16 protein-coding genes and 1 pseudogene are annotated in these 20,573 nt (G+C 39.4%); 13 read left to right on the plus strand and 4 right to left on the minus strand.

What is annotated here, in order from left to right:
* Positions 1–117: 117 nt before the first annotated feature.
* Genes rpe through trpS form a run of 3 tightly spaced genes read left to right on the plus strand, consistent with a single transcriptional unit; the run spans position 118 to position 2,502 of the window.
* Entirely contained in the window at positions 118–801 is a 684-nt protein-coding gene (gene rpe / locus PS1M3_RS01760; RefSeq protein WP_008131698.1) for a ribulose-phosphate 3-epimerase, read from the plus strand.
* Complete coding sequence (locus tag PS1M3_RS01765) at positions 801–1,466, plus strand: phosphoglycolate phosphatase (RefSeq protein ID WP_008131697.1); 666 nt, start codon at positions 801–803, stop codon at positions 1,464–1,466. The genes rpe and PS1M3_RS01765 overlap by 1 nt, the downstream gene beginning before the upstream one ends.
* A gap of 31 nt (positions 1,467–1,497) precedes the next feature.
* The gene (gene trpS, locus PS1M3_RS01770) at positions 1,498–2,502 is read left to right on the plus strand and encodes a tryptophan--tRNA ligase (protein ID WP_006793110.1); all 1,005 of its coding nucleotides are present in this window, start codon (positions 1,498–1,500) and stop codon (positions 2,500–2,502) included.
* Positions 2,503–2,615: 113 nt separating this feature from the next.
* On the opposite strand, the gene PS1M3_RS01775 is transcribed toward trpS, so the two are convergent.
* Entirely contained in the window at positions 2,616–3,536 is a 921-nt protein-coding gene (locus tag PS1M3_RS01775; RefSeq protein ID WP_008131696.1) for a TraB/GumN family protein, read from the minus strand.
* A 33-nt stretch (positions 3,537–3,569) separates the two neighbouring features.
* Positions 3,570–3,935: a hypothetical protein gene (locus tag PS1M3_RS01780; protein ID WP_008131695.1), complete on the minus strand. Its 366-nt coding sequence runs from the start codon at positions 3,933–3,935 to the stop codon at positions 3,570–3,572.
* 299 nt (positions 3,936–4,234) lie between these two features.
* Between PS1M3_RS01780 and PS1M3_RS01785 the strand changes: the two are divergent.
* Positions 4,235–6,379, plus strand: a pseudogene (locus PS1M3_RS01785) (winged helix-turn-helix domain-containing protein).
* An 82-nt stretch (positions 6,380–6,461) separates the two neighbouring features.
* Here PS1M3_RS01785 and uvrA read toward each other — a convergent pair.
* On the minus strand, positions 6,462–9,281 hold the full coding sequence (gene uvrA, locus PS1M3_RS01790; RefSeq protein WP_008131688.1) for an excinuclease ABC subunit UvrA: 2,820 nt from the start codon (positions 9,279–9,281) through the stop codon (positions 6,462–6,464).
* 161 nt (positions 9,282–9,442) lie between these two features.
* On the opposite strand from uvrA, the gene PS1M3_RS01795 reads away from it, so the two are divergent.
* From PS1M3_RS01795 to PS1M3_RS01805, 3 genes are all read left to right on the plus strand, one after another.
* Positions 9,443–10,810 carry an MFS transporter gene (locus PS1M3_RS01795; RefSeq protein ID WP_203985903.1) on the plus strand — a complete coding sequence of 456 codons (1,368 nt, stop codon included), beginning with the start codon at positions 9,443–9,445 and terminating at the stop codon, positions 10,808–10,810.
* A 20-nt stretch (positions 10,811–10,830) separates the two neighbouring features.
* Positions 10,831–11,523 (plus strand): single-stranded DNA-binding protein, encoded by a 693-nt coding sequence (gene ssb / locus PS1M3_RS01800; RefSeq protein WP_203985906.1) that lies wholly within the window; start codon positions 10,831–10,833, stop codon positions 11,521–11,523.
* 219 nt (positions 11,524–11,742) lie between these two features.
* On the plus strand, positions 11,743–13,425 hold the full coding sequence (locus tag PS1M3_RS01805) for an EAL domain-containing protein (protein WP_239104474.1): 1,683 nt from the start codon (positions 11,743–11,745) through the stop codon (positions 13,423–13,425).
* Positions 13,426–13,486: 61 nt separating this feature from the next.
* On the opposite strand, the gene PS1M3_RS01810 is transcribed toward PS1M3_RS01805, so the two are convergent.
* Positions 13,487–14,395: a 1-aminocyclopropane-1-carboxylate deaminase/D-cysteine desulfhydrase gene (locus PS1M3_RS01810; protein ID WP_203985909.1), complete on the minus strand. Its 909-nt coding sequence runs from the start codon at positions 14,393–14,395 to the stop codon at positions 13,487–13,489.
* Between the two features lie 175 nt (positions 14,396–14,570).
* Here PS1M3_RS01810 and PS1M3_RS01815 point away from each other — a divergent pair, with 175 nt between their 5' ends.
* The 6 genes from PS1M3_RS01815 to PS1M3_RS01840 all read left to right on the plus strand — a co-directional run bounded on the left by PS1M3_RS01815 (position 14,571) and on the right by PS1M3_RS01840 (position 20,573).
* Complete coding sequence (locus PS1M3_RS01815; protein WP_006793120.1) at positions 14,571–15,092, plus strand: type II secretion system protein; 522 nt, start codon at positions 14,571–14,573, stop codon at positions 15,090–15,092.
* Positions 15,093–15,466: 374 nt separating this feature from the next.
* A complete protein-coding gene (locus tag PS1M3_RS01820) occupies positions 15,467–17,515 on the plus strand; it encodes a formylglycine-generating enzyme family protein (RefSeq protein WP_039036274.1) in 2,049 nt (682 codons plus the stop codon).
* Between the two features lie 131 nt (positions 17,516–17,646).
* Positions 17,647–18,690 carry a rod shape-determining protein gene (locus tag PS1M3_RS01825; protein ID WP_002958401.1) on the plus strand — a complete coding sequence of 348 codons (1,044 nt, stop codon included), beginning with the start codon at positions 17,647–17,649 and terminating at the stop codon, positions 18,688–18,690.
* Positions 18,690–19,532 carry a rod shape-determining protein MreC gene (gene mreC / locus PS1M3_RS01830; RefSeq protein ID WP_203985912.1) on the plus strand — a complete coding sequence of 281 codons (843 nt, stop codon included), beginning with the start codon at positions 18,690–18,692 and terminating at the stop codon, positions 19,530–19,532. Before PS1M3_RS01825 ends, mreC begins: the two co-directional genes overlap by 1 nt.
* Positions 19,525–20,004: a rod shape-determining protein MreD gene (gene mreD, locus PS1M3_RS01835; protein ID WP_006793123.1), complete on the plus strand. Its 480-nt coding sequence runs from the start codon at positions 19,525–19,527 to the stop codon at positions 20,002–20,004. The genes mreC and mreD overlap by 8 nt, the downstream gene beginning before the upstream one ends.
* On the plus strand, positions 20,004–20,573 hold the full coding sequence (locus tag PS1M3_RS01840; protein ID WP_203985916.1) for a nucleoside triphosphate pyrophosphatase: 570 nt from the start codon (positions 20,004–20,006) through the stop codon (positions 20,571–20,573). Before mreD ends, PS1M3_RS01840 begins: the two co-directional genes overlap by 1 nt.

The raw sequence follows: 20,573 nt of genomic DNA on the forward strand, positions 1-20,573 counted from the left end.
ATGTCAAAAATAGCCACTTAAGCACTTCAAACGCAACAGTATTACGCCTTAGTTGCTTGGGTAACGTCATCAATTGAGTTACATTAACGTAATATTTTACTCATTGGTGAATCTGCTATGTTTAGCCCAGAACAAAAATACTTAATTGCCCCATCAATTCTTTCAGCTGATTTTGCAAAGCTTGGTGAAGATGTTGATAGCGTTTTAGCCGCAGGTGCAGATGTAGTGCATTTTGATGTAATGGATAATCACTATGTACCTAACTTAACGATTGGACCTATGGTGTGTAAAGCACTAAGGGACTACGGTATCACCGCGCCAATTGATGTGCATTTAATGGTTAAGCCTGTCGATAGCATCATTCCACAGTTTGCAGAGGCGGGGGCTTCAATAATTACTTTTCACCCAGAGGCGAGTGAGCATATTGATCGCACGATTCAATTAATCAAAGATCATGGCTGTAAAGCTGGCTTAGTATTTAACCCAGCGACCAGTTTAAGCTATTTAGATCATGTAATTGATAAGCTAGATACTATTTTACTCATGTCTGTTAACCCCGGATTTGGTGGGCAAAGCTTTATTCCTCATACACTTAAAAAGTTAGCGCAGGCAAAGCAACGAATTGTTGAGTCAGGTCGAGATATTCGACTAGAAGTGGACGGTGGTATTAAGGTGGATAATATCGCTGCAGCAGCTCAGGCCGGTGCAGATATGTTTGTAGCAGGCTCTGCTATTTTTAATCAGCCAGACTACGAAGTAGTTATTGATCAAATGCGTAAGCAACTTGAGAGTGTAAAATAATGCAGTACGATGCGGCATTTTTTGATTTGGATGGCACACTAGTCGATAGTGTATATGACCTATATATCTCAATTAACTTAACATTAAGCGACTTGGCATTTCCTATTGTAAGCCAACTTTTGGTCGAAAGCTGGGTAGGTAATGGTATAGATATGTTGGTAAAGCGGGCACTGAGTGGTGATATACAGGTTAGTGAGCATTTAGATGAATCACTAACTAATAAAGCCATTGCACAGTTTCATAAGCATTATGAACAACAGGTAGGCCAATACAGCGTGTTATACCAACATGTTGAAACAGGGCTTGCAGCTTTACGTGGTATGCAAAAAGCATTGATAACTAATAAGTCTCGAATTTTTACTGAAAAACTTCTTGATAAGTTAGCACTTACCAATCATTTTGAGCTTATTATTTGTGGCGATGATATGGCAAAAAAACCGTCACCTGAGCCATTATTGTTTGCGTGTAAAAAGCTAAATATTGAGGCCTCTAAAGCAATAATGATTGGCGATTCTAAAAGCGATATACTTGCTGCAAAAGCGGCGGGTATTGATGTAATTGCAGTAGGCTATGGCTATAATCAAGGTGAAAACCTTGCTGATTATAATCCACAGTACCTATGCGATAACTTCTTAGATATAATACCTGTCCTAACACAGCGTTAAATATTAATAATTAAGTAAATAAAGGAAAATCATGAGTAAACCAGTAGTTTTAAGCGGCATTCAGCCAACCGGTGGTATGACAATAGGCAACTATGTTGGCGCTATTAACCAGTGGCTAAAGTTACAGGAAGATCACGAAAGTTTCTTTATGTTGGTTGACTTGCATGCAATCACCGTTCGCCAAGAGCCAGAATTATTACGCTCTCGTGTACTAGATGGCGTTGCATTGTATGCTGCATGCGGTATCGACCCTGAAAAGTCAGCGTTATTTGTTCAGTCTCAAGTGCCAGAGCACGCACAGTTAGCGTGGGTACTTAATTGTTACGCGCAAATGGGTGAACTTAACCGCATGACCCAGTTTAAAGATAAGTCGTCAAAGCATGCTAACAATGTAAACGTGGGCTTATTTTCGTACCCAGTTTTACAAGCGGCCGATATTTTACTTTATCAAGCCGATCAGGTACCAGTAGGCGAAGATCAAAAACAACACTTAGAGCTAACGCGTGACATAGCGACACGCTTTAATAACTTATACGGTGACGTTTTTAAACTGCCAGAGCCTTACATTCCAGAGTTTGGTGCGCGTGTAATGAGCCTACAAGACCCACTCAAGAAAATGTCAAAGTCTGACGAAAATCCAAACGGCTACATTATGTTATTAGATGAGCCTAAAAAGATTGAGAAAAAGCTTAAAAAAGCAGTGACCGATTCAGACGAGCAAGCGCGTATTTACTTTGACCGAACTGAAAAGCCAGGTGTATCTAACTTACTTACTTTATTAAGCGTAGCGACTAAGCGCTCAATAGAGGACTTAGTGCCAGAGTTTGAAGGTAAAATGTACGGTCATCTTAAAAAAGATACAGCCGATGCAGTAGTAAGCATGATTGAACCAATTCAAGCTCGCTTTAAAGAAATTAGAGAAGATCAAAATTTACTTGATAACATAATGAAATCTGGAGCTGAAAAAGCCAGTGTACGTGCCGAGAAAACGCTTAAATCGGTATACGATGCATTAGGGTTTATTCCACGCGGATAGGTTTATTGAAATAAAAATGCCGCTTATTAGCGGCATTTTTCATATGGCACATATCAACATGATAGACCCAAATAAAAACAGTAGCGATACTGCTAATTTGTCTGTTTTATCCATTATTCGGCTCCTTTTACAGTTATGTCTTGTGCGTTATTAATACTCACTAAAGAAACGCTGTAGCCTTTATTTTCAAGTAATGTAAGCAAGCTATCTTGGCCTACAAGGTGTCCAGCCCCAACTAGTACAAACTCACTGCTGTCGTTATTAAACATTGCCTCTACTTTTGGTAACCAATTATTATTTCTATCTTTAAGTAGCTGCTTGTAGCTTTTTGGGTCATTTTTCTGCATATTTTCAACCGCTACCTTGTTTAGTGTGTCGGTATCACCTTCTCGCCATGCAGTTAATAATCCTTTAAATATATCATTATAGTTATTTAGCTCTGCTAGGTTACGTTTGATAAAGTCATTTTCGTTACCTTGACCCATTGTTTTATATAACTCTAACTGAAACTCCATTGTTTCTAAGTAGTTTTTTGTTTTGTTGTCTTTAGTCGCTTTTTTCGTATAGTAAGCATCAACACCTTCACCCATTAAGTTTTGTTTTTGCAGTTCCATGGACATTAAAACGATACCCACCATGGCTGGGCGAAAACCATCTAACTTTTCTAGGTTAGCGCCAAACTCACTCAGTTTATTTTCGAGTGAAGCTTTAACCTCAGGCTCTAACTTTTCACTTAACGTTTCATTATTAGTATATGAAAGCGCGCCAAGCATTTGCATTTGAGCATTAGTATCAGCTGGGTCTGCTGCTGGCGCTTCAAAAACAATTGTATCGGCTTGTTCATAGGCATGATTAAACTCAACGGGTAATGGCATTTCAGCTTTAGGTAAAATATGTACAGTACCGCCAATAAATAACGAGTCATCTCCTTTGCTTACTTGCCATACAGAGCTTTGAGCTTGTGCTGTATTTGCTACCAAGCTGCAACCAAGTAAAACGCTGGCAGACACTAATTTTTTTGTAAAATTTTTCATAATAACTTCCTAATACTTTAAAATTTGTTGTTTTTAGTTAGATAAAATATTGCTGAAATAAGCAGTAATTGACGATGTTACTTTTGAAAGGTTTTCGTCAATTTCTGTGTTTATTTTGCTCATTGAAGAATCAAGTTCAGCTGATATTTTTTCATCTATTGAAGAAAGCAGTGTTTGCGTATCGACATGAGTTTTTAAAGACTCAGTTGCATTTACTGTGTTAGTTTTTTGCTGCTTTTTGTTAGTTGGTTTGTTTGTTTCTGGATGTTCACCAATTACACACTGTTCAACGCTCTTTTTAAATATGTGTTGTTTCGTATCAACTGCGAAGGCTGATGTAGTATTAAAAGCAGTTACTAGTAGTAGAGTAGATAGACCTTTTTTCATTGTGCTGTTCATAATTAAACCTTTTATATTTTTAATTGCAGCTAATTTAGAATCGCAAATGATTTTTAGTAAGCTGCTTGTTGATGACGGTTTAAAGAATATCGCTGAATTTACTGAGAGTCGCTTATCTAGTTATGAGCAATTAATAGATAAGGTTTTAATCGTATTTAATTGTTTTAATTCAATGGGTTAGCGCAAAACCTTATATTGTTGATATAAGGTTTTAAATGCTTTTTATACACAATAATGAGTTGATGTGGTACGGTTTATAAAAATAAAAATAAAAATAAAAATAAAAATACCTAAAGACTATGAATTATCAAATCGGACCTTGGCAATTTATAAGTAATCGCTGTGTGATTACTTCAAATAACTTAGAAAGGGAATTAGATCCACTTTTAGTAAAGTTATTACTGCACTTTGTAAATAAGCCTCAACAAATAGTTTCCCGCCAAGCGCTAATCGAAAGTGTATGGCAACAAAGCTATGTAGACGATAACGCGATTAACCGAGCTATCTCAGAGCTAAGAAAACAGCTTGCTCATCCAGCTGAAAAAGCACCGCTTTTAAAAACGCATTACCGTAAAGGATATAGCCTTACGGTAGTACCTGAACAGTTAACACGAGAAAGCGTTACTGAAAAGCCTGTAAACTCAATATCTGACTAGGCTACTGACACTACAAATAGTGATGATTTTACTGCTGCAACTATTTCAAAACCGGTTCCAGAAAAGAACATCAAAACGCTTTTGGCTTATACATTATTAGTCATCACCTGTATTTTTTCTATTGTGTGGTTGGTACTGTTTTATACAAGTGAAGGCGCTGGTGATGTAATTAAACAAGTTACGGTAAATAAGGTTGCGAGTACGTGGAATATAGGTAGTGAGGTTCACCCTGAGCTATCTTCAGATAAACACTATTTAGCTTATACCAATGTTGAACCTGAACAGGATTTTAATCGTGCATTTGTTAAGCGACTTTCTGATCAGAGAGAAGTAGAAATTACATACCCTGGTTTTCAGGTATCTATTTTATCGTGGCAGCTAAACCAACATGCTGTGCTATTACAAGCGACAAACTTAAAACAGCAGCAATGCGAAATGGTATTAGTTGATTTAAGCCAGTTTCCTATTATTGGAGACGCTAAACTTATAAAAAAATGTGACCTCAGATACACAGGTTATGCGCAATTAGATCAAAATGGTGAGTATGTTTATTATACCGAATACAAAAATGAGCAAGATGGCTCAGGGTTATACAAATTTGATTTAGAATTACAAAAGGAGTCGATTGTTATTCCTCCGCCAGGTGTAATGTATGGTGTAATAATGCCGCGTTTATCTCATTCGGGTAATAAAATAGCGTACATACTAAGCCAAAAAGGCCAGCCATTTTCTGTATTTAGTTACGACTTTAACACACGTGAGACTAAGCGATTATTTAAGGCAAAGAGAAGAACCATCAGTTTCGCGTTCGATTGGCTTTCAAATGATAAAGGCGTCATTGTGTTTGAAGACTCTGATCTTTCAAGCATTACGTTTAATGAAAATAATATAATTAAACATACTCTAAATGTTACCCCCGCAATTTCACCTTATTATATTGCAGTTCAGTCTGCTAATAGTCTGTTTTACTCAGCAAATAAAACACAAGCATTTTCATTAATTAAAGCAACGGATACCTTTGGCGACAATCCAGTTTATGAACCTTTGTATACAAGTGATAATGACGACTACAGTATTGTGGAAGTAATAAATAAAGCTGGGCCAGCGCATGTTTTTGTATCAGAGCGCTCTGGTAGCAGCCAATTATGGATTGCTCAAAATGGGCTAACTAAGCAACTTAGTTTTTTTAATTACGACGATGACTCCTCTACCTATAAATTAAGAGGGTTAAAAGTATCCCCTAATAAGAGGCGTATATTATTAATAAAAAATAAGCGCTTTTCACTTTATGACCTAAACACGCAAAAATTCTACCCGTTAGAGATGTTAAGTGGGCGAAAAATAGAGAGTTATATTTGGTCAAAAAATAACGAAAGTATTATTTATATTGAGCAGCTTGATTCAAAAAATAGAGTCGTTGAGTTGAACTTGCTAACCCGAGATACTCGCGTAATTGAAGACATTAAAGCCAATAAGCTCATTTCGGATAGTGAAGGTAACGCTTACGCAATAACACTTGATCAGTTAATTCGTCTCGCAGATAAGCAAAGCTGGGCATTACCTAAAAATGCCAGAAAGGCGAATGTATATGGAGTAAGCAAAGACTATTTTTATTACTCAGATTCTATTTCAAGAATTGCAAGGCTCAATTTAAAAGAGGGTACCGTGCAAGATACACACGTGGACTTTCGGCCTATCACTTTTGAGGTGAGTTCAGATAACGAAATTTTATTTACGGGTGCTAAATACAAAGATATGCAAATTATACAAATTAGTTGGGATGAATAAAAAGTTTATCAAGGACTAACAGTTGGGAGCCAAATATAAAAAACACCAAGTAGTTAAATTACTTGGTGTTTTTTTATTGGTATTAAAGCAATGGCTTTAGGTAATGACCTGTGTGCGAACGCTCACATTCGGCTACTTCTTCAGGCGTACCTGCAATAAGTATCTCACCGCCGCCAGCGCCCCCTTCAGGGCCTAAATCAACCACCCAGTCTGCAGTTTTAACCACATCTAAGTTATGCTCAATAACCACGATGGTGTTACCGTGATCGCGCAGGCGATGTAATACAACAAGCAGTTGTTCAATGTCAGCAAAATGTAGGCCAGTTGTGGGCTCATCAAGTATGTACAGTGTTTTACCTGTATCGCGTTTAGAAAGCTCACGGGCAAGTTTTACACGCTGAGCTTCACCGCCAGAGAGTGTAGTAGCTGCTTGTCCTAAGCGAACATACGATAAACCAACGTCCATTAGCGTTTTAAGCTTACGGGCTATTGCAGGTATTTTATCAAAGTAGTCGTGCGCGTCTTCAACGGTCATTTCGAGTACTTGGTGAATGTTTTTACCCTTGTATTGTACTTCTAGAGTTTCGCGGTTGTAGCGTGCCCCTTTACATACATCACAGGGTACATATACATCAGGTAAAAAGTGCATTTCTACTTTAATTACGCCATCACCTTGGCAGGCTTCACAGCGTCCACCTTTAACGTTAAAACTAAAGCGACCCACTTTATATCCACGAGAGCGTGATTCTTGTGTACCCGCAAATAACTCACGAATCCCCGTAAAAATACCGGTATAGGTAGCAGGGTTTGAGCGTGGTGTACGGCCAATAGGGCTTTGGTCAATATCAATTACTTTATCAAAATGGTCAAGACCACTAATTGATTTATACGGTGCGGCTTCGGCTGTGGTTGCGCCGTTTAATTCAGTATGCGCTAGTTTGAATAGCGTATCGTTTATAAGTGTTGATTTACCAGAGCCCGACACCCCTGTTATGCAGGTCATTAAACCAAACGGAATTTTTAAATCGACATTTTTAAGGTTGTTACCTGTTGCGCCAAATAGCTCAAGCCATTTATCGCCGGTTGGGTTACGCTTTTTTGGTACTTCTATTTTTCGCACGCCTGATAAAAACTGGCCAGTTACTGAGTCTTTCGTGGCTAAAATATCGTCGCGTGTACCTTGTGCGATAATATGTCCGCCGTGAACACCCGCACCAGGGCCAATATCAATAATATGATCGGCTGCGCGAATGGCGTCTTCATCATGCTCAACAACAATAACGGTGTTACCAAGGTCGCGTAAATGCACCAATGTTTGTAATAGACGATCGTTATCGCGCTGGTGTAAACCAATTGATGGTTCGTCTAATACATACATAACACCAACAAGACCCGCACCAATTTGGCTGGCTAAACGAATTCGCTGCGCTTCACCACCAGAGAGGGTATCGGCACTGCGCTCAAGCGATAAGTAATTAAGGCCAACATTGATTAAAAACGATAAACGGTCGCGAATTTCTTTAAGAATTTTTTCTGCTATTTGTGCTCTTTGGCCACTTAACGATAAGCTCTCGAAAAAGTCCATCGCTTCGCCAATACTCATGGTGGTAATAGCAGGTAAGTTAGTTTGGCCAATAAATACGTGGCGTGCTTCTTGGCGTAAACGCGACCCCTTACAACTAGGGCAGGCTTGGCTGGTTTGATATTTAGCGAGCTCTTCACGTACCGAGTTTGACTCAGTTTCGCGATAGCGACGGTTCATGTTATTTAACACGCCTTCAAACTCGTGGTTGCGTGTGATTAAATCGCCTCTGTCGTTACGGTAGTTAAAGGCTATTTTTGTACTGCCAGAACCTTCTAAAATAATTTTTTGAGAGTCTTTAGCCAGCTTTTCAAACGGTACGTCTAAATCAAATTTATAATGTTCTGCTACGGCTTGAAGCATTTGGAAGTAGTAAAAGCTACGTTTATCCCACCCTTTTATAGCACCTCCGGCTAAGCTTAACTCTGGGTTATGCACTACGCGGTTAGGGTCAAAGTACTGGCGTACGCCTAAACCATCACAACTTTGACACGCACCGGCAGGGTTATTAAACGAAAATAAACGTGGTTCTAATTCGGTCATTGCATAGCCACAGGTAGGGCAGGCAAAGTTGGCTGAAAACAACATTTCTTCAATACTGCTGTCGTCCATGTAGGCTACATTTGCTACGCCGCCCGACATTTCAAGTGCTGTTTCAAACGACTCAGCTAAACGCTGCTGTTGACCGTCTTTTACCTTAAAGCGGTCAACAACCACTTCAATAGTATGTTTTTTATGAAGTTCAAGTGTCGGCGGATCTGATAAGTCGCACACTTCGCCATCTATTCGGGCACGGATATAACCTTGGCTTGCAAGCTGCTCAAGTAATTTAACGTGCTCACCTTTACGGTCTTTAACCACTGGTGCTAAAAGCATCAGTTTAGTGCCCTCTGGCAGCGCTAAAACGGTATCAACCATTTGGCTAATTGTTTGTGCGGCTAAAGGTAAATCATGTGTAGGGCAACGAGGTTCGCCCACACGGGCAAACATTAAACGTAAGTAATCGTATATTTCGGTAATTGTACCTACGGTAGAGCGCGGATTATGCGAAGTTGATTTTTGTTCTATTGAAATTGCAGGAGACAGTCCCTCAATATGATCAACATCGGGTTTTTCCATCAAGGATAAAAACTGTCTTGCATAAGCAGAAAGTGATTCAACATACCGGCGTTGCCCTTCAGCGTATAAAGTATCAAATGCAAGTGATGACTTTCCCGAACCAGATAGGCCTGTGATAACAATTAATTTATCACGTGGGATGGTTAGGCTGATGTCTTTTAAATTGTGCGTACGGGCGCCTCGGACTTCAATGTTTTCCATGCTATCTCGTTAATTACCAAAATTATTTACTGAGTATCTCATAATACGCTGCAATATTAATCCTTGATCATGAAAAATCCTTAGCTTTAAGCGATTAATTATTGCCAAGCTTGTGGTAGAATCCTTGCCTAATTTTTTCACATCGTAAGATTTTGCTGATAATGACTGCATCTTCACTTAATTCACGAGAAAAGCGCGCCGCTGTATCGCTAGCGAGTGTGTTTGCATTTAGAATGCTCGGCTTATTTATGCTGATGCCGGTATTAGCGATTTATGGCCAGTCGCTTGACGGTTTTTCACCTATTTGGATTGGCTTTGCTATTGGTGCGTATGGCCTAACGCAGGCTGTGTTGCAAATACCTATGGGCCGTTTGTCAGACAAAATAGGCCGTAAAAAAGTTATTATTGGTGGCTTAGTTGTGTTTGCTATTGGCTCAGTCATAGCCGCATTAGCTGAATCTATTCAAATGGTAACCGTAGGGCGTGCATTACAAGGCATGGGCGCTATTGCTAGTGCTTTGCTTGCATTTGCCAGCGACTTAAGCCGAGACGAACAACGACCCAAAGTAATGGCGGTTATAGGTATGAGCATAGGCATGAGCTTTGCTTTTGCTATGTTATTAGGGCCTATTGTTGCCGCGTCGTGGGGTGTTGCTGGCGTTTTTTGGCTAACAGCAATACTTGCGGTATGTGGTATTTTTATTATTACGTTTTTAGTGCCCAAAGCGGTTAATAAAGCCCCCAAAGGCGACACGCTTGCAAGCTTTAGCGATATTAAAAAACTGATTAAACACCCGCAGTTAGCACGCTTAAATGCCGGTGTATTACTGTTGCATTTAACATTAACAACCATTTTTGTTGTGTTACCCAGCCAGCTAATAAAAGAAGGCCTAGCGGCAGAACAACATTGGTATTTGTATATTCCAGTCTTGCTTTTAGCATTTCTATTAATGGTGCCCATTATGATTGTGGCCATAAAAAAAGAAAAAGAAAAGCAAGCATTTATAAGTTCTGTAGCGCTGTTAACAGTCAGCATGCTTGCCATGTCAGTATGGATTAATAGTGTGGTAGGAATTGCAATATGTATGTTGCTTTATTTTGTTGCGTTTAACTTTTTAGAAGCAACAATGCCCGCGCTTGTCTCGCGTTTAGCGCCTGCTAGCCAAAAAGGGTCAGCCATGGGCGGGTACTCGTCTAGCCAGTTTTTAGGTGCCTTTTTGGGCGGGGTGTTAGGTGGTTATGTTGCCCAAACTACAAGTACGCAAGCTGTGTTTGCGGCAGCGGCACTTGTTGGGTTAATATGGCTTGTTGTTGCGTGGAAAATGGAAGTACCACCCAAAAGTAAAGTTATTAGTTTAATGACCAAATTAAGTTCTGAGGAGCATGCTCAAACATTGGCTTCTCAGTTAGTTGCTTTACCCGGTGTAATAGAAGCAACAGTAGTACGCGACGAAAGCCGTAGCTACTTAAAGATTAATGATAAAGAATTTGACCTAGACCAAGCACGAAAAGTCGCTGGTTTAATCTAACGTTTATAGGAGATGGTTTCATGGCACGCGGTGTGAACAAAGTAATTTTGGTTGGTAATTTAGGGCAAGATCCTGAAGTTCGTTACATGCCTAACGGTAACGGTGTAGCAAATATTACCTTAGCAACTTCAGACAGCTATAAAGATAAAAACACTGGCCAAATGGTTGATAAAACTGAATGGCACCGTGTTGTATTTTTTGGGAAACTGGCTGAAATTGTGGGCGAATATTGTCGTAAAGGTTCACAAATATACGTAGAAGGTAAACTTCAAACACGTAAATGGACTGATCAACAAGGCCAAGAAAAATACACCACAGAAATCGTTGTTGATGGCTTTACAGGTCAAATGCAAATGCTAGGTGCTCGCGGTGGAGACCAGCAAAGTGGTGGCGGTTACCAAGGCAATCAAGGTGGCCAGCAAAACAGTGGTTATCAAGGTAGCCAACAAGGCGGTTATTCACAAAATAATCAAAACCAGCAAGGTAGTTATGCACCACAGCAGCAAGCTGCACCTGCTGCACAGTCTCAATCGGCGCCTGCACCACAGCAAAATAACCAGTATCAGCCACAAGGCGGTGGTTTTGCTCCACAGCAAAATAGTGCACCACAGCAGCAAGGTGGTTTTGCACCTAAGCCTCAAAATGCACCACAAGGCGGCGCATCAAATCCAATGGAACCAACAATAGATTTTGACGACGACATTCCGTTTTGAGGAATACATAAATCATAACTGTTGATTTAAAATTATAGAAAGCCGCTATTAAGCGGCTTTTTTATGTCTTTCACTCCATCAATGTTAGCCAATTTTCTCGTGTTGCTAATAATGGTAATTAGCTTAAGTACTGTTTTACATTTAAAGTTAATTGGCTACCTTGTGCTTATGGCTTTTTTGAACAACACTTTAGTGACTAATATTACGTGTGGGTGAGTTATGTCTAAGGGGCAGTATTGGTTATTAAGATATTTTAAGCCGATTTGTTTGGTCATGCTTGTTGCATCGCTTATCGGCTTTAACCTCATTTTAAGCAATGCGTTACATTTAAAAGTGCATAGGGCTGGCCAGCAGCTTACAAAGCAAGTTTATGAGTTACAATTAAATGCCCCTTTGAATCAAAAAACACTGTCTGTTTTAGCGCAAAGTAATGGCTTTATGCTTGCACCTGAGTCGTCTTCCCTCCACTTTAAAAACATTATAAAGCCGCAGCTTGAGGTGTTTTCATATAAAACATTGAACTTAGGCCTTTACCATTCACCTGTGTGGATAATGGAAAGCTACTTATTTATTTTACTTAACCTGGTGATAGTGGGTGCCGCTATTTCATTATACCGTTGGGGAAGCGCTACTAACTTTAGACAATTAAAACACCGAGGTCGTCATCACAAGACGACAAAATTGACTAGTAGTATTTCCAATTTAAATGTGGTTAAAAATGTTGAAAGTGAGGAGTTAGCCTCACTATATGCTGCCGCTGAACAGTATCATAGTTTGTTTGTTTTGGTCAGTTGGGAGTGTAAGTTTGACAAAAATACCGACTTAGAAACTAGTTTTAAAGTTTTTATTCTAAAAGGTATTCCAGAGATAAAAAAAGTAGCTGTGAAACTTATTAATCCAGACAAGCTAACCATTATGCTTTACAACGTACCTATTGCAGAGCTTGATCGGTACACGGAGCGTTTGCATAAAATAATTTTTAATGTGTGCCAAAGCCATCAAAAAAATACGACTCGTAAGCATGTTAAATTGGGTGCGTGTAATTTTCGTCTAGGAGCAGATCAATCAAAGGTTTTGCAAATAGCGCAGTCGGCCCTAACGCTTTCAAAAAATAGTATGTTATTACACCGTCACCGGTTGGCGCTGAGCAAAAGCCAAGAAGTGTTATTTTGTAATGAGCAGGTTATAAACAATATTAAGAAAAATAAATTTATGCTGTCTTTTCAGCCTGTTTTCGATCTGATTAGTGGTGATCTTATCCAGCATGAGGCGTTAATTAGAGTAAGACACGACATGCATGGATTACTAGCTGCTCAGTATTTTATTAACCAAGTTGAGAGTAAAGATGACGCGCTAATTCTAGATAAGGCGGTATTGTCGCAAATACTAACACTTGTAATGGCAGAGAAGTCGCCTTTGAGCGTAAGTATTAATATGCATCCTAAAAACTGGCTTAACGATAAGTTTTGGAGCTGGTTAACCATGCAAATGGATAAGCTTAATCTAAGCTGTCAATTACAGTTTGAAATGAGTGAATCTTTCTTTTGCAACAACAAAAATGCGTTAGCAAATACGTTAAATATAATAAAAAAACACAGATCTAATATTATTATTGATAATGTGAAAACGAGTGAAAACATTCCTTTGCTGATTCACTGTGAAGAGGTAATAGGCTTAAAGCTAAGCTATGAACTCGTTCACTTAGTTAATGAAAAAGCGCATAATCAAAAATGTATTAAAGAGATTGTTAATGCAGGTAAAATGTTAAACCTTCCTGTTTATGCCGTAGGCGTTGAGACTCAAAAAGAGCTCATTATGTTAACTAAATTGGGCGTTGCTGGCGCACAAGGTTTTTATTTTTCGGAGCCTTTACAAGAGCTAACTCAGGCTGTTTTTCACTAAAATATTTCAGCTTTGTAAATTAACGCCTTATGCAGTGGGGCTAAACCGAAAAGAAGTATGCCTAAATTAGTTTTCTGTATTTTAGACCCTCTAGCCCCTGCAAGCCACCGGTATGAATCGCAATTATTTTACTGCCAGAAGGAAAATAATCTTGCTCTATTAGGTTCCATATTGCGTACATCATTTTACCACTATAAATAGGCTCTAATGGTAAATTGTGTGTAATATCCATATATTGGCAAAACGCCCATAACTCAGGGGTAAATTTACCGTAACCACCTCCATGAAAGTCGCAAAGTAATTGCCAGTTAGTTTGTGACTTTGCTTTGCAGCTTAGCTCCCGGACTTCATCTATTAAATATTGCGCTTGCTTTAAAACTGCAATTCCTATTATTTGTGTTGCTGTATTACTCCCCTCAATTAACCCTGCTAATGTCCCTCCGCTTCCTGTGGGGCAAATTAGGTAATCGTGTTCTGGTAAACTTTGTGCAAGCTCTGCACAACCGGGTACTGCATAGGTATTTGTCCCGCCTTCGGCAAGAATATACGCATCTGGAAACTTCTCTTGAAGCTCAGCAAGGTATTGTGAATCGTTTCGTAACTTATATTCAATGCGATTAACAACATGAAGCTGCATGCCACACTGCTGTGCAAATTGAATTGTTGGGTTGCTTAGATCTAAGTTAGGCCCGCGAATAATCCCATGTGTTTTTAAACCAAAGATTTTTCCAGCTGCGGCGCATGCATGTATGTGGTTTGAAAACGCCCCACCAAAAGTAAGTAGCTCAGTTTTATTCTGCGACTGCATTTTTAATAAATTATATTTTAGTTTGCGCCACTTATTCCCATTTATTAGAGGGTGAAGCAAATCATCTCGTTTTACTAGTAACTCAATGCCTTTACTTTTTAACCACGGATCATCAATTGTTTGCGTAATAGTGGTTTCATTTATTTTGAAAGATGCAGGCATTTTTTCTCAATTAAAAGGATTAATAAAATACATGACCAATTTTATAGCTTATAAACAAAAGGGGCTATGCAAAATTACGACGGATTGTTGTGTGTAACAGTGCGTTGATTAAATTTTGAGTAGCTAGATTGGTAAACATGTTTTAAAGTTAACCAATTGTAAAGGGAGTTTAGTTATGAAGAAGCAATTTCAAGAAACAATACTTATAAAAAAACAGGTTGGCTTTTCGTTACTGCAGCTAATCATTGTTATTGTCACTTTTGGTGCGTTAGCTGTTTATTTTGCCCCGCGCTTTTTAAACCTTCAAGGTGAGGCACACGCATCCATTCTTGAAACACTGCAAGTATCAATTCAAGCTGAAATAAGCGTTGTGCATGGAAAAGCCATTATAAAAAGTGTGCATAATAAAGCTAATGCTAGTATCGAGCTTGATTCAGAAAACATGGTTGATATTGTTTACGGCTACCCTGCTGCAACCGAGGCCGCTTTTAAAGCATTTTTAGATACTAAGTTTGCGAGTGATAATACTGGGGAATTTAATATTACTAGCAACCCACAAGTTGCAAAAGCTATTATTTATCCCAACAGTTATTCTGCAGTGGATAATTGCCGTATTGAATATGTTGAAGCCAAAAAAAACACTAAACAAAATATAATTACTGCACCCGCTTTAAGCGTATTTACGTCTGAGTGTTAGTACAAAAAATAAGTGTTTATAAGTTTGCTAGTTTATTTGATAACGTTATTTTTAATGGTTAACGGTTAAATAACGCAAATACGCTAGCTTTAATACAAAGTGACACTTAACGGTGATCAATAACCTAAAATAAAATAGTTTCACTGTTAAGTGTAAGTTTATGAATTTAATGAGAATCTAAGCATTGTTTCACAATTTATCGGGTTTAGAGTAAATGATCAGGTTATTTACTAGCGTGAAACGGGCGAATAGTTGTAAACTAAGATAATAATTGAACAAAGCTTGTGTTTTGCGCTGCAAGTACATAGCATAAGACTTTAATTATAAAAAAATAATAACGACCAAATAATTGCCGCTTTTTGGGACTGGAATATATGCGAATTACTCCTTTATCTCTGTTAATTACAGCTAGTTTGTTAGCAAGTAGTGCATTTGCACAAGACACAGCTACCGTAACTGGAATTGAGTCAGAGATTAGTGTTAAACAGACAGAATACGATAACTCGACAAGAATACTTGATAAACATTTAAAAGAAGAAAGTCAGTTACAAAATCAATTAGAGCTACTTCGTTCTCGTTCAACTGAGCTAGATAAAGAAAAAAACCAAGCGCTCGACGCGATGAACGAAATGTATCGCCGTTTAATTGATGATCCATCAATAAATATTACAAGTGCTCAATCTCGCTATCAACAGGCGGTAGTTGATCACAAGCAAAATAAAGATGATATCTCTATGCAGTTGGCGGCAATTGCATCTCACCGAAAAGATATTGAGCAAATACGAGTTGCTAAGCACACTTTACTAAATACCTTAGAAAGTTTAAAAGAGCAGTTAACAACAGCTCGTGTTGAGCGCTTGCGTAACGAGTTTACGCGTGAAGGTACGCTTGAGGTTAACCATACAATAAATTGTAAGCGCACCGAAACACTTGCAGCCTGTGAGCAACGTGGTCAGCAAATGGGTTTACAAAAAGCAACCAAACGCTTTGTAGATCAAATTTTTGCAAACTTAACCGAAGAGCGCATAGTTGAACCAAAACGCAATTTAGCAGGGGCGCAAGTACAAATTTTAAGTAGCCATGTGGTTAATAGTGCGTTTAGCGGCCAAGGTAATTACAACGTTAACTTAAGCGTTTCAATGCGCGGCGAAGTGAATAGCAGCCGTTTATGTAACCTATTAAGTATAGATAACCGTTATTGTTCAGAATACGGTTCACCGCTAAATACAGCTTACCAGCCAACTTATGGCACTACCTATTCAGATAGTCAGTTAACATTCAGCAATAGCGCGGATAATAACAATACAGTTTCGGTATCGCGTTTAAACAACAAGCCTGTACGCGATTATTCTGTTAAGCAGCCAGTTCAGTCTAAGTCTGATTACACGGTTGTTGAACAAAAAAAAGATCAGTCGGTAGAGTTAACACTTCGCTCTAATGTATACGATGATGAAGTATTCATTAACGGTGTAAGCTTTGGTTCTACTCGTTTAATTACGCGTTTACCAAAAGGTGTGCATGAAATTGAAATTCGTAAATTAGGTTACAAGCCTTACCAAGCACGTGTAAACCTAAATAAAGCGCAAACAATTAATGCTAACTTAGTAAAAAAGCCTAAGTCGATTGCTGCACCGACCTATACTCGCGAGCAACCAGAAACACAAACACGCAGAGTAAGCGAAAATGTTAACGTTTTAAACGCAAATGTAGAAACACCTGTTGTGGTTATTCCTGCTGGCAAATTTAAAATGGGTGATATCAATGGTAACGGATTAGCTAATGAGCGCCCCGTTATTGAAAAAGCCATTGCTAACTCTTTTGCTATGCAAAGCAAGGAAGTGACTGTAGGCGACTATGAAAAATTTGTTGCTAATACGGCGTATAAAACAGAAGCAGAAATAAATAAAGGCTGCGCATATTATTTAAATGGCGAGCCAGTATGGGAAGCGGCTTTAAACTGGCGCAATCCTGGCTTTGAACAAGGCAGTGACTTTCCGGCTGTATGTTTAACTTATAACGATGCAAAAGCATATGCTGACTGGTTATCTGGCCAGACAGGGCAGCAGTTTCGTTTACCTAGCGAGGTTGAGTGGGAATATGCAGCTCGTGCAGGTACAGAAACTGAGTACCCTTGGGGTAACGAAATTGGTAAAAACTTAGCTAACTGTGGTTGGTGTGGTAGTGAATGGTCAAACAAGCGCGCAGCACCGGTTGGGTCTTTTTCTCCAAATGCGTTTGGACTTTACGATACGGTAGGTAACGTATGGGAATGGACCGGTAAAAAATCAGGTGAATCGGATGTGGCAGTAAGAGGTGGAGCATGGAACTTTGCACCAAGCCTTGCACGCGTATCAACACGATTAATTTTAGCGCCTGATTTTAGATCAAACTACATTGGTTTTCGCTTAGTTCGCGAGAGATAAACTTATAAGGAAGCATTGCTTCCTTTTTTAACAAATTCACAAAGGCGCTGCACTTTATATTGCTCATCAAAATGAGCATGTTAAAGTGAGGTAGCTAATATAAGAACGTATTTCAAAGGTCATCCAGCCTCATGTTTAAAAAACTCCGTGGTATTTTTTCTAACGATCTGTCGATCGACTTGGGTACAGCCAATACCCTAATTTATGTAAAAGAAGAAGGTATTGTTCTAAACGAGCCTTCAGTTGTTGCTATCCGTCAAGAGCGTGCTGGTGGCCCTAAAAGTGTTGCATCGGTAGGTACCGAAGCAAAACAGATGCTAGGTCGTACGCCGGGTAATATTAAAGCAATCCGCCCAATGAAAGACGGTGTAATTGCTGACTTTTATGTAACAGAAAAAATGTTACAACACTTCATCAAGCAAGTGCATAACAATAACTTTATGCGCCCAAGTCCGCGCGTACTTATTTGTGTACCATGTGGTGCAACGCAAGTAGAAAAACGCGCAATTCGTGAATCTGCAATGGGCGCTGGCGCTCGAGAAGTTTACCTAATTGAAGAACCAATGGCTGCGGCAATTGGTGCGGGTTTACCGGTATCAGAAGCAACAGGCTCTATGGTTGTTGATATTGGTGGTGGTACAACTGAAGTTGCTATTATTTCACTAAATGGTGTTGTTTACTCATCATCAGTACGTATTGGTGGCGATAAATTTGACGAAGCTATTATTAACTATGTACGCCGTAACTTTGGTAGTTTAATTGGTGAAGCAACCGCTGAAAACATTAAGCACCAAATTGGTTCTGCGTTTAAAACAGATGAGCCAATTGAAATCGAAGTACGTGGCCGTAACCTAGCTGAAGGTGTTCCACGTTCATTTACGCTTAACTCACATGAAATCTTAGAAGCGCTTCAAGAGCCTCTAATGGGTATTGTAAGTGCAGTAATGGTTGCCCTTGAGCAATCACCACCAGAGCTTGCATCAGATATTTCTGCGCACGGTATGGTACTGACTGGCGGTGGTGCACTATTAAAAGATTTAGATCGCTTATTAATGGAAGAAACAGGCATTCCTGTTGTTGTTGCTGACGACCCATTAACGTGTGTAGCACGTGGCGGCGGTAAAGCATTAGAAATGATTGATGTTCACGGTGGTGACGTTTTTAGTTACGACTAATGAAATTAATGTTTGGGCGCACTGTCTCTTTGCAACTGCGACTTTTTGTCGCAGTGCTTTTGAGTATCGTACTCATAGCTGGAGATAGGTACACAGAAGGTGGAACCGTTGTGCGCACCGGTTTAAATACACTGGTTAGCCCGCTTATTTATGTTGCCAACTTACCTTATGAGTTATTTAGCATTGGTGCTAAAAGCTTACACACGCGAGACCAACTCCTTACTGAAAACGAAGCACTGAAAAAAAAGCAAATGCTACAAAGTGAGCAGCTGCAACAGTACCAATTTTTAGCCAGAGAAAACCAAAAGTTACGTGCATTACTTGGTTCGTCAGCAAAACAATCTAATCGTAAAATTATTGCACAAGTATTATCGGTTCACTCAAACCCCTACAGTCATCAAGTTGTTATTAACCGTGGTACTACAGACGGCATAAGCGAAGGACAAGCTGTAATAGACGAAATGGGGGTGGTAGGGCAGCTTACTAAAGTAGGTTCCACTACGTCGCGCGTATTATTGATGACCGATACAACTCACGCAACACCTGTGCGCATACTTAGAAACGACGTACGAACCGTAGTTGAAGGCATTGGTAAAATTAATGTGGTTAAGCTTTCGCATGTTCCACACAGCTTAGATGTGCGTATTGGTGATGTATTAGTGACTTCAGGGCTTGGGGGCACATTTCCTGAGGGGTACCCTGTCGCCATTGTGACAGAAATTAACCGAGATGAAGGTCGTCCATTTGCACAAGTATATGCAGAGCCTATTGCGTTGCTTGACCGTATTCGCTTACTTGTAATTTTATGGCGCAGTCAGCAGGAGCAAATAAACGATGATTAACCGTTATTCATTGTTAATTGCGCTGAGCATATTTTTTGCTTTAATTATGGCGCTAATGCCGTTGCCATTTTCGTTTGAACCATTTAGACCGGATTGGGTCTTATTAGTACTTATGTATTGGTCATTGGCCGTGCCACACCGGTTGAATATTGGTACTGCTTGGGTGGTCGGTTTACTCATTGATTTAGCGTCAGGCTCACCTTTAGGTGTTAACTCGCTGACATTTTCGGTATGTATATTTATTACCGCAAGTAACTTTCAAAAAATTCGTAACTTCTCGCTTTGGCAGCAAAGTTTGTTAATTGGTTTGTTTTTAACGCTGTATCATTTAATGCAGTTTTGGCTAAACCATTTTTTGCTTGGTGTTTACTTCAACCCACAATACTTATGGCCGGTATTTACTGGCATGATTAGTTGGTTTTGGGTGTTTTTATTACTTCGTAAATACCGCAGACATTTTAGGATCAGATAATGAATACTGCCGTATATCTGGCATCAGCTTCTCCTCGTCGTAAAGAGCTATTGGCTCAACTTGGTATCGAATTTTCGCAATTTAGTGTTGATGCAGACGAGAGCCAACTCCCTAATGAACTTCCTCATGCCTATGTAGAGCGCTTAGCGAGGCTAAAAGCTTGCTCAGGTGTCAAGCTTGGTTACACAGACCGGCCAGTACTAGGTAGTGACACAGTAGTTGTTATTGATAATGAATCGTTGTGTAAACCACGCGATGAAGCCGATTTTACGCATACACTTAAACGCTTGTCTGGAAACACTCACCATGTACTAACCGCTATTGCTTTTGCGACTGAAGATAAAGTGCTTAGCCAAGTTATCAGTACCGATGTGACATTTAAAAAACTGAGCGATGAAGAGATTAAAGCCTACTGGCAAAGTGGTGAGCCGCAAGATAAAGCCGGTGGTTATGGTATTCAGGGGCTAGGTGGTCGCTTTGTTACACATATTGCGGGTAGCTATTTTAGTGTTGTCGGTTTACCTTTATATGAGACTGAACAATTATTACACGCATTTTTAAGAGGGTAG

It is taken from the genome of Pseudoalteromonas sp. PS1M3 (genome assembly GCF_016865405.1).
Classification (GTDB): domain Bacteria; phylum Pseudomonadota; class Gammaproteobacteria; order Enterobacterales; family Alteromonadaceae; genus Pseudoalteromonas; species Pseudoalteromonas marina.

Coding starts and splice junctions, on each gene's coding strand:
- PS1M3_RS01765 (WP_008131697.1), top strand. CDS start 801: ATGCAGTACGATGCGGCATTTTTTGATTTGGATGGCACACTAGTCGAT.
- ssb (WP_203985906.1), top strand. CDS start 10,831: ATGGCACGCGGTGTGAACAAAGTAATTTTGGTTGGTAATTTAGGGCAA.
- PS1M3_RS01810 (WP_203985909.1), bottom strand. CDS start 14,395: ATGCCTGCATCTTTCAAAATAAATGAAACCACTATTACGCAAACAATT.
- trpS (WP_006793110.1), top strand. CDS start 1,498: ATGAGTAAACCAGTAGTTTTAAGCGGCATTCAGCCAACCGGTGGTATG.
- PS1M3_RS01820 (WP_039036274.1), top strand. CDS start 15,467: ATGCGAATTACTCCTTTATCTCTGTTAATTACAGCTAGTTTGTTAGCA.
- uvrA (WP_008131688.1), bottom strand. CDS start 9,281: ATGGAAAACATTGAAGTCCGAGGCGCCCGTACGCACAATTTAAAAGAC.
- PS1M3_RS01840 (WP_203985916.1), top strand. CDS start 20,004: ATGAATACTGCCGTATATCTGGCATCAGCTTCTCCTCGTCGTAAAGAG.
- PS1M3_RS01780 (WP_008131695.1), bottom strand. CDS start 3,935: ATGAACAGCACAATGAAAAAAGGTCTATCTACTCTACTACTAGTAACT.
- rpe (WP_008131698.1), top strand. CDS start 118: ATGTTTAGCCCAGAACAAAAATACTTAATTGCCCCATCAATTCTTTCA.
- PS1M3_RS01825 (WP_002958401.1), top strand. CDS start 17,647: ATGTTTAAAAAACTCCGTGGTATTTTTTCTAACGATCTGTCGATCGAC.
- PS1M3_RS01795 (WP_203985903.1), top strand. CDS start 9,443: ATGACTGCATCTTCACTTAATTCACGAGAAAAGCGCGCCGCTGTATCG.
- PS1M3_RS01815 (WP_006793120.1), top strand. CDS start 14,571: ATGAAGAAGCAATTTCAAGAAACAATACTTATAAAAAAACAGGTTGGC.
- PS1M3_RS01775 (WP_008131696.1), bottom strand. CDS start 3,536: ATGAAAAATTTTACAAAAAAATTAGTGTCTGCCAGCGTTTTACTTGGT.
- PS1M3_RS01805 (WP_239104474.1), top strand. CDS start 11,743: ATGTCTAAGGGGCAGTATTGGTTATTAAGATATTTTAAGCCGATTTGT.
- mreD (WP_006793123.1), top strand. CDS start 19,525: ATGATTAACCGTTATTCATTGTTAATTGCGCTGAGCATATTTTTTGCT.
- mreC (WP_203985912.1), top strand. CDS start 18,690: ATGAAATTAATGTTTGGGCGCACTGTCTCTTTGCAACTGCGACTTTTT.